At 37.0% G+C, this 14,177-nt stretch carries 12 protein-coding genes; 7 read left to right on the top strand and 5 right to left on the bottom strand.

Features of this window, described 5'->3' with window-relative positions; all coding sequences use genetic code 11:
• Nucleotides 1-109 precede the first annotated feature (109 nt).
• Nucleotides 110-1,432 carry a branched-chain amino acid transport system II carrier protein gene (gene brnQ, locus EKM68_RS00905; protein WP_125587788.1) on the top strand — a complete coding sequence of 441 codons (1,323 nt, stop codon included), beginning with the start codon at nucleotides 110-112 and terminating at the stop codon, nucleotides 1,430-1,432.
• Here the strand turns inward: brnQ and EKM68_RS00900 are convergent.
• Nucleotides 1,429-2,271 carry an aldo/keto reductase gene (locus EKM68_RS00900; RefSeq protein WP_125587787.1) on the bottom strand — a complete coding sequence of 281 codons (843 nt, stop codon included), beginning with the start codon at nucleotides 2,269-2,271 and terminating at the stop codon, nucleotides 1,429-1,431. The two genes, brnQ and EKM68_RS00900, sit on opposite strands and share 4 nt — an antisense overlap.
• A 182-nt stretch (nucleotides 2,272-2,453) precedes the next feature.
• On the opposite strand from EKM68_RS00900, the gene EKM68_RS00895 reads away from it, so the two are divergent.
• On the top strand, nucleotides 2,454-3,599 hold the full coding sequence (locus tag EKM68_RS00895) for a glycerate kinase family protein (RefSeq protein ID WP_125587786.1): 1,146 nt from the start codon (nucleotides 2,454-2,456) through the stop codon (nucleotides 3,597-3,599).
• On the opposite strand, the gene EKM68_RS00890 is transcribed toward EKM68_RS00895, so the two are convergent.
• On the bottom strand, nucleotides 3,600-6,158 hold the full coding sequence (locus tag EKM68_RS00890) for a YhgE/Pip domain-containing protein (protein ID WP_125587785.1): 2,559 nt from the start codon (nucleotides 6,156-6,158) through the stop codon (nucleotides 3,600-3,602).
• Nucleotides 6,159-6,314: 156 nt separating this feature from the next.
• On the opposite strand from EKM68_RS00890, the gene EKM68_RS00885 reads away from it, so the two are divergent.
• Together EKM68_RS00885 and rpoN are read left to right on the top strand one after the other, a co-directional pair.
• On the top strand, nucleotides 6,315-6,896 hold the full coding sequence (locus EKM68_RS00885; RefSeq protein ID WP_125587784.1) for a TetR/AcrR family transcriptional regulator: 582 nt from the start codon (nucleotides 6,315-6,317) through the stop codon (nucleotides 6,894-6,896).
• A gap of 104 nt (nucleotides 6,897-7,000) precedes the next feature.
• Nucleotides 7,001-8,299: an RNA polymerase factor sigma-54 gene (gene rpoN / locus EKM68_RS00880; protein ID WP_125587783.1), complete on the top strand. Its 1,299-nt coding sequence runs from the start codon at nucleotides 7,001-7,003 to the stop codon at nucleotides 8,297-8,299.
• A 21-nt stretch (nucleotides 8,300-8,320) separates the two neighbouring features.
• On the opposite strand, the gene EKM68_RS00875 is transcribed toward rpoN, so the two are convergent.
• Nucleotides 8,321-9,274: a LacI family DNA-binding transcriptional regulator gene (locus EKM68_RS00875; protein ID WP_125587782.1), complete on the bottom strand. Its 954-nt coding sequence runs from the start codon at nucleotides 9,272-9,274 to the stop codon at nucleotides 8,321-8,323.
• Between the two features lie 3 nt (nucleotides 9,275-9,277).
• Nucleotides 9,278-10,084 (bottom strand): HAD family hydrolase, encoded by an 807-nt coding sequence (locus tag EKM68_RS00870; RefSeq protein ID WP_125587781.1) that lies wholly within the window; start codon nucleotides 10,082-10,084, stop codon nucleotides 9,278-9,280.
• 161 nt (nucleotides 10,085-10,245) lie between these two features.
• Between EKM68_RS00870 and hisJ the strand changes: the two genes are divergently transcribed.
• The 3 genes from hisJ (at nucleotide 10,246) to EKM68_RS00855 (ending at nucleotide 12,987) form a co-directional block, all read left to right on the top strand.
• Nucleotides 10,246-11,082, top strand: a complete 837-nt coding sequence (gene hisJ / locus EKM68_RS00865) for a histidinol-phosphatase HisJ (RefSeq protein ID WP_125587780.1) — start codon at nucleotides 10,246-10,248, stop codon at nucleotides 11,080-11,082.
• Nucleotides 11,083-11,230: 148 nt separating this feature from the next.
• Nucleotides 11,231-11,965 (top strand): 1-(5-phosphoribosyl)-5-[(5-phosphoribosylamino)methylideneamino]imidazole-4-carboxamide isomerase, encoded by a 735-nt coding sequence (hisA, locus tag EKM68_RS00860; RefSeq protein ID WP_125587779.1) that lies wholly within the window; start codon nucleotides 11,231-11,233, stop codon nucleotides 11,963-11,965.
• Between the two features lie 98 nt (nucleotides 11,966-12,063).
• On the top strand, nucleotides 12,064-12,987 hold the full coding sequence (locus EKM68_RS00855; RefSeq protein ID WP_125587778.1) for an AEC family transporter: 924 nt from the start codon (nucleotides 12,064-12,066) through the stop codon (nucleotides 12,985-12,987).
• A gap of 48 nt (nucleotides 12,988-13,035) precedes the next feature.
• Here EKM68_RS00855 and EKM68_RS00850 read toward each other — a convergent pair whose 3' ends face one another.
• A complete protein-coding gene (locus tag EKM68_RS00850) occupies nucleotides 13,036-14,073 on the bottom strand; it encodes a MucBP domain-containing protein (RefSeq protein ID WP_225422939.1) in 1,038 nt (345 codons plus the stop codon).
• Between the last annotated feature and the right edge of the window lie 104 nt (nucleotides 14,074-14,177).

Genomic DNA, 14,177 nt, shown 5'->3' with positions numbered 1-14,177 from the left:
ACTCTCATAATAAATTATCTAAATCTTACAACTTCTGTGAATAATTGTGTGGAAATTTTGTTATTATATTTAGGTTGAGTTTTTAAACTCATTATGAGGTGAGAGTTTTATGGATAAGAAGTTATCATGGCGAGATTCGCTATTTATTGGGTCTATGCTGTTTGGGCTGTTCTTTGGCGCTGGAAACTTGATTTTTCCAGTTTTTATGGGACAACAAGCGGGAAAAAATATCTTTCCAGCAATTATTGGATTCTTAATAACAGGGATCGGATTACCGTTATTGGGTGTTGCCGGAATGGGTTTGACTCGTTCTAACAGTGTGTTTGAATTATCAGAAAAAGTGAATCGTCCGTTTGCTTATATTTTTACAATGTTATTGTATTTGACGATTGGACCATTCTTCGCTACACCCAGATTGGCAACATCGTCCTTCCAAATGGGACTAGCTCCATTTACACCAGTTGATAATCAAAAAATTGTTTTAGCAATTTTCTCAGTTGTGTTCTTTGCGGTATCTTGGTGGTTTGCTAGAAAGCCTAGCAAATTGATGACTTATGTCGGCAAGTGGTTGACACCGATATTCTTAATTCTATTAGGAATATTGATCGTGACGGCATTTGTTAAACCGATGGGAGGTATTTCATCAGTTCCACAAGGTGCGTATAAGCATAGTCCAGTGATGTCTGGTTTTACTGAAGGGTACAATACGATGGACGCCTTGGCATCGCTGGCCTTTGGGGTCGTTGTTATCGACTCTATCAAAGATTTAGGAATAAAGCAGCCGGCACAAATTGCCAAAGAAACAATTAAGTCAGGTACGATCAGTATTATTTTGATGGGTATTTTGTATGCTTTACTAGCCCTGATCGGTGCAATGAGTCTTGGAAAACTGGACTTGGCCGACAATGGTGGCGTTACGTTGGCCCAAGTATTCAGTTATTACTTTGGTTCAATTGGTAGTTTACTGTTAGCGGTGATCGTTATTATTGCTTGCTTGAAGACCGCCATCGGTGCTATTTCAGCCTTTGGTGATTCGATGGTTGAGATGTTCCCACGTGCTAATTATCAAGTTATGATCGTCATTGCGACTGTTCTGTCATGTGTTATGTCAAACGTTGGTTTAACTAATATCATCAAGTATTCAACACCGGTATTGATGTTTATTTATCCGATCGCAATTGTATTGATTTTATTATCAGTTTTTTCACCAATATTGGGTCATTCCAAAGTCCTATATGGTGTAACACTTTTGTTTACACTATTCCCAGCTATTTTTGCGGGAATCGAGAACATGCCTAAGAATCTCCAGATTGCATCAGTGCTCAAAATAAATAGCCTCTTACCATTTTCAAATCTTGGTTTGGGATGGATTGTCCCAGCCTTGATTGGAGCGGTAATCGGCTATGTTGTTAGTAAAAATGTTAAGAATTAAATTGTATCAAGCGGTACAGAGTGCGTAGGTGCTGGATAATATTGGTCGAGCAAATTGAGTTCATCACTGGTGAATTCAACATCGACGGCCTGTAAATTACTCTTTAGGTGTTCAACTGAGCTGGTCTTAGGAATACTCAAGAGATTGTTGTTTCTAATGGCCCATGCCAATAGTAATTGGAAGACAGTAATTTGTTTTTGCTCAGCCAGTTCGTCAATAATTTGTTTGGGATGTAGGTAAGCATTCTTATCCGAACCGAAGGGCGAGTATCCCATGAATGAAACACTATGTTCTTTTTGCCAAGGTAGAACATTGTATTCGACGCCGCGACTCTCTATATTGTAGAGGTTCTGATTGACCTTACAATTCTCACCATTTGGTAATGAAGAAAGTTCTTTTAAGTCGTCGATATCAAAGTTTGAGACACCCCAATCTTTGATGTAGCCGGCTTTTTTTACTGCTTCTAAACCAGCAATAGTTTCAGCGAGCGGTGTATCACCACGCCAATGCAATAAGTATATATCTAAATAGTCTGTTTGAAGTCTGCTAAGACTATCTTGCAGGCTTTTTTTGATCAACTCAGGTGTTGCATGATAGGGATAGAACTTTGAAACCAATTGGAACTTACTGCGATCGTAACATTTGATTGCTTTACCGATCAGTAATTCAGAAGCACCGTCACCATACATTTCGGCGGTATCAATAAGATCAATACCATGATCGAGTCCATAACGAATTGTTTCAATCTCGGAGTCAGCCTTCTCAGCATCCTCTCCAATCCGCCAAGTACCCATTCCGATGATGGAAGTTGGTCGTCCATTAAACTGTATTTGTCTCATAATTGTCTCCTATTCAGATTAATTATTTATCTTATAGATCAATTCTTTGAAGAACAGGTAATTCACATATAGTTTAATAGTTTTGACTATGTTGTGTAAATCTAAATCAACTGATTTAGCAATTTTATTTTGAGTTATCATATAATTGTATGTTTCAAAAGTTATAAAGGGGAGTTACTAAAATGAAATTTGTATTAGCTCCAGATTCATTTAAAAATTCATTAACTGCAAAGCAGGTAGCACAAGCAATGCAAAATGGTTTAGAAAAAGTTTATCCAGATTCTGAATATGTCAAGGTTCCGATGGCAGACGGTGGTGAGGGAACGGTTCAATCATTAGTGGATGCTAAGAATGGTGAAATTCTGACCGAGACGGTCATTAATCCGTTGGGTTCCGAAACAGAAGCTCACTATGGATTGATTGATGATGGCACAGTTGCAGTTATTGAGATGGCTGAAGCATCAGGAATTCAATTCATCAATGACTTCACTAAGAACCCATATATTACAACAACTTATGGAACTGGACAATTGATCAAAGCTGCGATTAAACATGGTGCAAAGACAATTATCATCGGGATTGGTGGTTCGGCGACAAATGATGGTGGAGCCGGTATGGCTCAAGCTTTAGGTGCTCATTTACTTGATTCACAAGGCGAAGAGTTGAAATATGGCGGGGCAATGTTAGAGGAGCTAGACAGAATTGATATTAGTGAAATGATGCCAAAGTTAGGCGAGGTAAAAATCATTGTGGCATCAGATGTTACTAATCCTCTGACTGGCAAAAATGGTGCTTCACGTGTCTTTGGTCCTCAAAAAGGTGCTAATGAAGAGATGGTTGCATTCTTGGATAAAGCATTGTCGCATTATGCCGATGTCATCAAATGTGACTTGAATAGAGACTTGGAACAAACACCCGGAGCCGGCGCTGCCGGTGGATTAGGTGCAGGGTTACTCGCCTTTACTAATGCCAAACTTCAATCAGGAGTTGACATAGTGGTTGATTATACTGGATTGAAGGAACAGGTTAAGGATGCTGACGTGGTTTTGACTGGTGAAGGTCAGATCGACTTCCAAACTAAATTTGGTAAAACACCGATCGGTGTCAGCCAAGCAACGAAGTCGGTTAATCCCAATGCAACTGTGATTGGAATTGCTGGAAGTGTCGGCGATAGGATCTCTGAATTGTACCCACTAGGGATCGATGCGATTTTTACATGTGTTCCTGGCGTTGAGAATTTGGACAAAGCTATTACTGATTCACAAAAGAATATTGAGCAAGTGTCTGAGAATATTGGTCGTTTGATTGCCGCCAATCATAAATGCTGATTAATTAAGTGAATTTTCAGCAGCTTCTTTAGTGAAGTCGATCTTGTTGACATGAGATCTTCGACGCAAGAAGAAGAGAATGCTCATACCTGAGAAGATCGCGGTGATGATTAACAAGACCATCATTTGTGGAACCGCTGAGTTACCGATCATCAAGGTTTCTCGTAGTCCTGAAACACTGTAGGACATTGGTAACCAGGGATGAATTGCATTGAAGAATCCATTAGATAGTTGGATCGGATAAGTTCCAGCTGATCCACCAAGTTGAAGCACTAGTAGGATCATACTGAAGAAAGCACCGACTTTGCCAAGGACAAGATTTAACCAACCCACTATTGCCATGAACACTAGCGCAGTGCATAAAATCATACCAAAGGTTGCAATGGGATGAATAGGTGCTAATCCATCGATAGCACATAACAGGCCGAAGACAATAATAGCTTCACACGTTGCAAAAACTAATTGAACAGAAGCCTTACTGAACCACCAGTTGAAGCCATTGCGAGGATATTTTCTTGGTGAGTAAGTATCGAACATCATGTTGAAGGCCAGTGCTCCGACGAATAATGAAACTGACAACATATAAGGTGCCATACCAGTTCCGTTGTTTGGTGCATCATCACGTTCAGTATGCTGAGTTGTAGCTGGTCTAGCAATTTGATTATAAGTTAGTTTGCTTGGATTTACTTTGGCTTTTTTGGCACCGTTAGCTAGCTGTGTAGTCAACGTATTATCACCAGATGTTACTTGATCAATGCCAGTTCCCAGTTGTGATGAACCGGATGCCAAAGTATTTGCTCCGGATGATATTTGTGTTGCCCCACTTGATAATTGATTTGCTCCCGATGTCAGAGTTTGATTATTGGTCGTTAGTTCATTGAAGCCAGAGCTTAACTGATTAGCACCAGTATCTAGTTGTGAGATGCCGCTTGTCAGAGTTGGCATTTGACTGTTCATCGAACTAATACCATTAGTTAAGGTATTAGCTCCAGAAACAAGATTATTTGAGTTACCCGTTAGTTGTGCGGTGCCAGTTGAAATTTTGTTTGCACCAGTGGCTAAGGTTGTGGAACTGTTGGATAGTTGTGAAATGCCACTGTTCAGTTGATTCATTCCCGTGGTGGCCGTTCCAATATTGGTCGTTAAATCCGTGGCGCCAGAGCTTAATTGCCCGATAACGGTTGTTAGATCTGAGTTTGTGGATAACTGTGATTGAATGGTATTTAAGTTGTCGACGGCAGTACTTTGTGAGTCGAGGAGATTACTTAAATCGTTATTTAGTGTAGAAGCGGCTTGCGTGATATTAGTTGGATTGTTGTCGTTAACGGCAGCTAAGATTGCAGATTTTTGTCCAGAAGTTAATCCTTGCTGATCAGCCACATTGGAGACCTTGGATGCGAGACTATTGTTATTGTCGTCGATACTTTTTTGCAATGAAGTTAAGTCGTTTTTTAAAGTTGTTGACTGATCATCGTTGCTTAAGGTATTTTTTAAATTAGAAATTGAGGAACTAAGTTTGGTCATATCTGATGAGTTATTGACGAGCCCATCACTGACTTTTTGCAATTGAGTTGATAATTGTGAACTAGCCGAATATATTTGATTCATACCAGAATTGAGACTGGCAGAATCTTTGTTCAGAGTAGAACTGCCATTAGCTAAGGAATTAGAACCAGAACTCAATGATTTTGTAGATGCGTTCAAAGCAGCGACACCATTAGTGTAGGATTGGATACCAGTATTTAAGCTAGAGGAACCACTAGTTAGTTGTCCAATACCACTGACAAGGTTAGTCGACTTGTTTGATAGTTGTTCGATCCCACTAGTCAAACTCTTGCTGCCACTAGCTAGTTGGTCAACGCCTTCAATATAGGTATTCAATCCTTGGTTCAAACTATTAGTCCCGTTAGAAAAAGTTAATGAACTGGCGGCTAATTGATTCAGTCCAGTAGTAATTGTTTTGTTAGCTGTGGAAAGTTTTTGATCACCTGATACGACTTTGGCACTGCCATTAGCAGCTGTTTGCATTCCGCTACTAATTTTTTTGATATCTGCAAACATCGTTTGAGAATAGCTCTTGGTGATCTGTTGAGATACTTCTTGGGCAACTTGTTTGGCCGCCGTGGCAGTCATCTTTGAAGCGGTGTAATTATGACCAGCACTGGTTTCGTATTTTAAGATCATTTTTTTAGGTTTCTTATTCAGCAAGGTTGTAGCGTTCTTGGAGAAGTTTTTGGGGATAGTAATTATCATGTAGTACTTGCCGTTCTTTAAACCTTGAGTTGCAATTTTTTTGTTCTTAAGGATTTTGAAGTCCATGGCAGAAGATTTTTTGAGGTTGTTAGTTAAGTTGTCTCCAACCTCTAATTTGGATCCTTGATATTTAACTGACTCGTCTTTGTTGATTACTGCAACGGGAATCTTATATAATTCTTGATAAGGATTCCACATCGATTTTAGGAAGGTGACCGAGTATATCGATGGTATAAACATGATGACGATTAAAACTATTAACAAGAATCTATGCTTGAGAATGTATTTCCATTCAGCTTTTAACATTACTTCACCCGCATCTCATAAAAAGTATTATACTGTGAGTAAAAATAATACTCACTTGTGTAGAAAGAATAACTTCTATGAAAGCTGATTACTACACCAAATCATCCACATCTGAGTACTAATACACAGACATAACAAAAGTGGGGCATAACACTAATGAGTACAGATCGTAGAGTTAGAAAAACAACGACAGCTCTGAAGGATGCATTTCGTGAGATGGCACGAGATACAAGCTATCACGATATTACAATTCAAGCACTGACTGAAAAAGCAAATGTGAATCGTAAGACATTTTATCTACACTATGATTCGATTGAAGATTTTGCGAATACTTTTGTAGACGAACTAGCTGATCAATTGATTAAGATAATTGTTATTAAACCAATGAACAAGACTTTGTCACAGCCGGGAATAATTTTTGATAAAGTGTTTGACTTTTTTGAGCAATCTCGGGAGTTTTATACTTTTATGATCACTTCGGATGAATATAGTTTTTTGTCGCGAAAAGTCGAAGCTAAAGTGTCAAAAAGTCTTGCTCAAGCAATCAGTGAATCATACCGAGTCAGTAAGGCTGATGCCTATATTAGTTCTAGTTTTATGATTCGTAATACGATGATGTTATTCAGATTACGGATCAATAGTGAGGTCGAAATGACGCGTGATGAATTCAAGGATCGGATCATTCGACTCGATAAATATGGGTTGAAGACTTTTTTAAGTAAAAATAATAGTTTGTGAAATATTTAAATAATCAATTACAAAGTAACTGAAAAGCGCTATCATTAATTTTGAAGAATAAATCGTAACAAGATATTTTTAACCCGAAAGGAGGGCAATTTATTATGCAACTCGCACAAGGACAACAATTAAGTCAGAGACAATCTCAAAAATTATCATTAACTCAAGGGATGCGTCAGTCAATTCTGATGTTACAATCGGATGCAATTGACCTAAGTGAATATTTAAAAGACATTAGTTTGGAGAATCCACTATTTGATGTACATACAAGTTTAGATGTTCCGTTCATGCAGGGTACGAGAGATAATCAATCGTATCAATTGAGGGACAATAATCAGTCTTTATTTGAATATTTGTTGGATCAGGTTCAACTAACTATGAGGAAGACTCCACTACGTGATTTGGTAATCTACTTGGTTGAGCAACTTGATCCAAATGGATATTTGCCATTGACTGACAAAGAAATTTTGAAAGAGTTAGATGTTGATAAGATAATGTTGCTCGATGCCAAGACGCTGCTACAACAACTGGATCCACCCGGGGTCGGAGCACATGACTTACGTGAATGTCTATTCTTACAGGCACAAGCAGATCCAGAGGCACCAGAATATGCTGAAGAAATATTGGATAAATACTTTGACTTAGTAGCTGCTCATGATTGGAAGAAAATCATGAAAAAGATGGATATCGATCAAGTAACGTTGGATAATAGTATCGATTACATCAAGTCCTTGTCGGGTGCACCTGGTGAACGCTATAACGGAAGTGATTTGCAATACGTTGTTCCTGAATTGCAGGTTAAAAATAACGGTGGTAAATTAAGCTTAGCGGTTACTAGATATGGTCAACCACAATTGATCTTTGCGGAAGAGACCTATGGATTGCTATCGAAGACGGTTGATGAAGATGTTGAGAAATATATTAAGCAAAAATATGATCAGTATCAGACGCTAGAATATAATTTGGAGCGTCGTATTAAGACTATTTCGATGATTGGTAAAGTGGTTGTTAATAAGCAATACAAGTTCTTTACACAAGAGTCAGATAGTTTGGAACCATTGTTGTTACGTGATGTTGCTCAAAAGTTACAATTGAGTGAATCAACGGTTAGTCGTGCTATCAACGGTAAATACATTCAAACTGACTTTGGATTATTTGCCTTGAAGCGATTCTTCTCCAGACGTAGTAAAGTTGCGGATGGGATTGAAAGCCGTTCGGTCGATCAAGTTAAACAACAAATTAAGTCATTGATCGATAACGAAGATAAACCATTGAGTGATCAAAAAATTTCTGATTTGTTAAAAGAACAAGGTTCAGAAGTTGCTAGAAGAACAGTTGCTAAATATCGTGAGCAGCTAGAAATTCCAACAGCAAGCAAACGAAAGAATGATCAAATAGTTTGATAAATAAAAGAACATCGAAAATTAATTTTCGATGTTCTTTTGATTTCTAAAGATAAAATCTGATTCAACTGATAATTGTTTGATTTCATTATTAATTGCTAACCCACAAGCAAGTTTTCCAACCTCATGGAAATGATGATTGATCGTGGGGATATTTAGTATTTTTCCTGAAAGTTGATCCTCTTGTCCAATCAATCTGGGCACAGGTAAATTGTTATCAAGATAGAATTGTCTGACTCCAGCCGCAATATCATCACCATTGGTGAAATAAATATCTGGTTGGTTATTATGGCAAAGTTTCATTGCAGCGTTGTATCCGTCCTTGAATGTTGTTACATCTGTATTTAATAAGTTCTTATCTGGTTCGGATCCAAAAGTATTGCGATATGCTTGAAATGTTTTCTGAGCAGTAGCACTTATTTTGTAGGCACGACTCAATAGAATAGAAATATGTTGATAGTTTTGACTTTTGATCCATTTGAATGCTTCCGTATATGATTCTTCCCGATGTGTATAAGCAGCCGCAATATTGAGTTCTCCAGGATTATGGCAGATCACAATTGATCCATATTGTTGATACTCTAGTAATTCATTTAATGAAATGCCATGTGATGTAAAAATGATGGCATCATAGGCTTTTCGTCGCAATCGGTTTAAATAATCCATCTCAATTTCAGCATTAAACTTTGAAGGTAGCATGACGATTCGGTAACCAGCAGGAAATGCTGCGCTCATAATTCCCTCGACCAATTGCGTGTAATATGGGTGGTCAGTGTGTGGTAAGACAACACCAATATTATGAGTTTTGCCTTTGCTGAGATCACGAGCGACATCATTAGGTACATAATCGAAATCATGAATGACTTTTTGAATATCCTGGCGAGCCTTTTTGGATACATAATTACGATTATTAATGACTCGAGAAACCGTCGATGAAGAATAACCACTTATTTTAGCAATATCATGAATGTTCATATATTACACCTCGAGAAAATTTTTGATACCATATGCGACGCCGTCTTCAACGTTACTTTTTGTCATATGTGTCGCGAACTTTTTTACCTCACTCATGGCATTATCCATTATGATTGCGGTATCTACCATTTTTAACATTGGAATGTCATTATGTCCGTCACCAAAGGCTGCCATTTCAGATTTATTTAGTGAATTAAGCTTTTGAATATAACTAATTCCATGTGACTTTTTGGCTTGGTCACTAGTTATTTCCAAATAATTATTACCAGAACGTTGAATGCTAATGCCAGATAATTGCAGCTTAGCTAAGTCGTTGGTCAATTGGTTCATCTGTGATTCATCAGTAGCAATGAACATTATTTTGAAGATTTCATCAGAAGTTGCATGCAATAACTGCTGGTAGTTGATGACTTTTGCTTCAAGCTGGGTCAGACTAGTTTCTAATTTGATGCCATCGTCTATTTTGTCAGTATACCAATTGTTTGCAGTATAGATACTCATACTGACCGTCGGTAATTGCTGGCGAATATTTGAAGTTATTAGTTGAACATTATTTGTATCTAGGAAGTGTTCAGATATTTTGTCGATGGATCCATTCTTACGTTTGTAAATTAGTCCACCATTGAAGGCAATTTGAGCACTGGTAAGATTTAATTTATCGATCGTATCAAACATTTCCATTGGTGCCCGAGCTGAAACTAAGGTAAAAGGTATACCACAGTTTCTGATAGTTTCAATGTTGCCTTCACTAACAACACCTTTATCGTTTAATAATGTTCCATCCATGTCTGAAAAAATATGCTTGATCATGTTAACTCCTATAAAAAAACTTTTTTTGTATAATTGGCTTACGAAATAATTCTACCAAAGTATCTTAAAGTGTGGAACGCGTTCCACGTCAAGAAGAAAAGTTTCTTTTGTTTAATTTTTTGTTTTGTGCTAAGTTTTAAACAAAAAATAGGGGTGATTGAATGCTTTTGGACGGACATACACATACTGAATTTTGTCAGCATGGGAGTGGGGAACCTGCAGAAAAAATGATTTTGCGAGCAATACAATTAGGTATGAAAAAATATTGCATCACTGAACACGCACCTTTACCAGCAGATTTTAAGACTGTTTATGATGGCAATCAAGAAGGCTTCGATACTGGATCGATGGACCTAACTGACCTGCCCGATTATATGAAACAAATGCAACGTCTGCAAAAAAAATATCAATCTGAGTTAGAAATTTCGATTGGCTTTGAAGTTGATTATCTGGAAGGTTTTGAAGATTGGACCAAGGATTTCTTAGATGAGTATGGTCCACAGACACAAGAAAGCATCTTATCAGTTCATTTTATGCAAGGTAAAGGTCAAAAGCAGTGGTGTATCGACTTTGATACTGACACTTATCAGGAAGGATTCGCACAATTTTTGGATGACCCACAACATGTCTTCAAACAGTATTATGAGACGGTTAAGAAATCCGTCGAAGCTGATTTAGGCCAGTATCGTCCACAGAGAATCGGCCATATGAGTTTGGTTAGAAAGTTTCAAGATTACTTTGGTTTGACTGAAGATTACGATGCCCAGAATATGCAACTGATTACTGAAATATTGCAAAATGTGAAGCAACAAAGAAGGGAATTGGATCTTAATGTATCTGGACTATACAAACCACTTTGTAATGATTTTTATCCGGGCAAACAGATTGTTGAGCTTGCTAGAAAATTAGAAATACCAATGATTTATGGATCTGATGCACATGATATCAGGTCGGTTGGACACGGTCAGCACTTGGTTGAATCCATGGATTTAGCTTGACACAGTAGCCGCCAACTCTTATTATTAATTTTAGATTAAATTATTATTAAAAAAACTAATTTTATTTTAATTTAGTTTACTAAAATAATTTCCCCTTAACAGTTTTGTTAAGAGGATTTTTTCAAGATAATGAGGGAGTGGTGGAAGTATGATTTTTCCAGCAATCGATATACATAACGGACAAAGTGTGCGGTTATTCAAAGGTGATTATCAACGAGTTACTCTAATCAATAAGGATCCACTAGAACAGACCAAACAGATTTCTGCTGCAGATGTAAATCAAATACACATTGTCGATCTCGACGGTGCTAAAAGTGGAAAGCCACAAAATTATAATGTCATTTCTAGTATCCGCAATAGTTTCTCTGGATTTTTGGAAATGGGTGGAGGGATCCGCAATTATGAAACTGCTAGGAATTATCTTGAATTAGGGATTGACCGAATCATTATTGGATCTGCCGCAATTGAAGAACCGTTTTTTGTTAAGCAATTATTGCAAGAATATGGTAGTGAAAGAATCGTCATTAGCGTTGATGGTGAGGATGGCAAAGTGGCTGTTAACGGCTGGTTGGATCAATCCAATGTACTGATGGAAGATTTGATCAGAATTATGGTCGATAGTGGTGCCAAGCATTTTATTGTGACAGATGTTTCACGAGATGGAACTATGACTGGACCTAATTTAGATTTATTATTCAAATTAAAACAAGATATGCCTGAAATTAATTTTATTGCGAACGGTGGAATTCGTGATTTGAGAGACCTACATCGCCTCAAAGCATTCGGACTGACTGATGTTATTATTGGTAAAGCATTATATGAAGGTACGATCACGCTCAAACAAATATCCAATGTTAGTAAAAATATCAGACAAGATTTTTGATTTAAATAAAAACAATCAATGAAGAATTACGTAATTTAATATATAGTTATAAATAAGGGTGAGATTTGTCACTCTTTTTTTATTAGGGGGAACTATATATGAATTTAGGACAAATAACTAATCAAATTGTTTTGATGTTTTGTTTGATGCTAGTGGGTGTGATTATTAACAAATTTAAATTTATGCATGCTCAGACTTCGAATGATTTAACGAATATTTTACTTTATGTGGTCTCACCTTGTTTAATTATCAATGCTTTTGAACAAGATTATTCAAGTAGCCGCATTAAACAGTTTGTGGTTGTTTCCATCGGGATAGTTATTTTTTATATTATTGCAATTATTATTTCCAAGCTGATTTTTGGACGGATAAAGAATGAGAATATTCGACGGATAACTCAATATGGCAGTGTTTATTCTAATGCTGGTTTCATGGGAATACCGTTGATCAGCGTCTTGTTCGGTTCGACCGGAGTTTTTTATGCCGTCGTATCATTGGCAGGGTTCAATATTTTTAGTTGGACTCATGGAGTTTCATTATTCAGAAGTGATGATGAACACATTGATTACAAACAAGTTTTATTAAACCCCAATTTAATCGCTATTGTTATTGGATTGTTGATGTTCTTACTATCGTTACGGTTGCCAAGCACTCTCAATCAAGTAGTTAAGTACGTTGGTTCGATCAATACACCTTTATCGATGATTGTTATTGGTAATAGCTTGGCCAATATCAAATTTAGCAAAGACATGTTAGATAAGAATATTGGTTTAACATTGATACTGCGCAATTTGATTTTACCAATTATGATGGTTGTGATACTCAAACTATTAGGTGTGACAGGTATTGCATATTACACCACAATAATTATGGCAGCATGCCCAGTCGCTGGAATTGTAGTATTGTTTACATTGCAAGCACACGGAGATGCAGGCCCAGCGATTTCTCTGATGAGTATTTCAACGATACTCAGTCTAATTACAATTCCATTAATATTTGCTATTGGTGGATTTATATTATAGAAGAAAAAACTCGTTACCGATTAATTTCGATAACGAGTTTTTAAATTATTATAAGTTTAGATATTTACTTTCAATGTAATAACCGTCTTTTAATTCTGCCCAAACACTATAATTATCAAGTTTAATTAAACGCGTGACAAACACCGTTTGACCACCGAAGTATAGTTTATTGTTGATTGTTCCATATGGAGTTTCCCAAGCAGTTACATTTTGATCTTCATAATAGAGAATTTTGACCGAACGATTGATGTTCATGCTATCAATAATTTGGTAGATATAACTGATATTATTTGCAGTGGCATTCAATGGATTGTTTAGCTGACGCTGCTTCTCAATTTGTTGAGTAGTGTATTCCTTCAGTACAACTGGGGTAATGTTTTCAGAACTAGGAATCCAAGTGCTACCACCTAGGTTGTACCAGATAATATTGCTGTATGTTTCCTTCAAGGCTTTGAATACTCGCCAAGTAGAATCGTGAGGAATTGGCAATTGTAGTGGAACTTTACTAGCAGGTTCCCCGAAGACATTAACATTATCATTAGTTTTGATAAATAGGTCTTTGTCGACTTTATAGCTAACTAACGGAATGGTATTGTAGACAAATTCGTATTCCTGAACTCTACTAGAAAACTGACCCTTTGATTTCTTTGGATAATTAACCAAGAAGCGTTCGGCTTCAGCTAGTGGTTTTGCTTGATAATCTTTATTTAATTCACCATAGATGAATTGTGGGTCAGATATCAATTCACCATTAGTATTACGGTGATAGACAACGACAGGTGCAGCTATTTGTTTGAAGTAAATCAGATAGATTCCGTCAGAATTAGGAATGAACGTTTGTTGAAAATTTTGGACAGATGACAGGACATATCCAGGAATGGTTTTCCAAGGCATGTCAAGCATCCCCATGTAGTGGCCGCTAAGTGTAACGGGCTCAGCAATCGGATCGCCAATTGAGTCAACATAGTTGATAGTAATTTCGATATCATTGCGAGTTATTTTTTTTACTTTGGAAGTAACTAAATTGTTATTCATATGCGTGTCCCCATGGTTAGGGGAACTATTTCTATTTTGTGTTTTCCCCATAGTTAGACCCCTTTAATATACTTTTTAATTATTGTAATTCTAACATAGTAAAGTAGTATAAAAGTTGCTCTCAAGCCGTTATAGGGATAATTTAAATTAAATAT

This window comes from Companilactobacillus jidongensis, assembly GCF_003946575.1.
GTDB classification, from domain to species: Bacteria; Bacillota; Bacilli; order Lactobacillales; family Lactobacillaceae; genus Companilactobacillus; species Companilactobacillus jidongensis.
The sequence above is the reverse complement of the archived record's forward strand: the minus strand, read 5'-3'. Positions and strand labels throughout refer to the sequence as shown.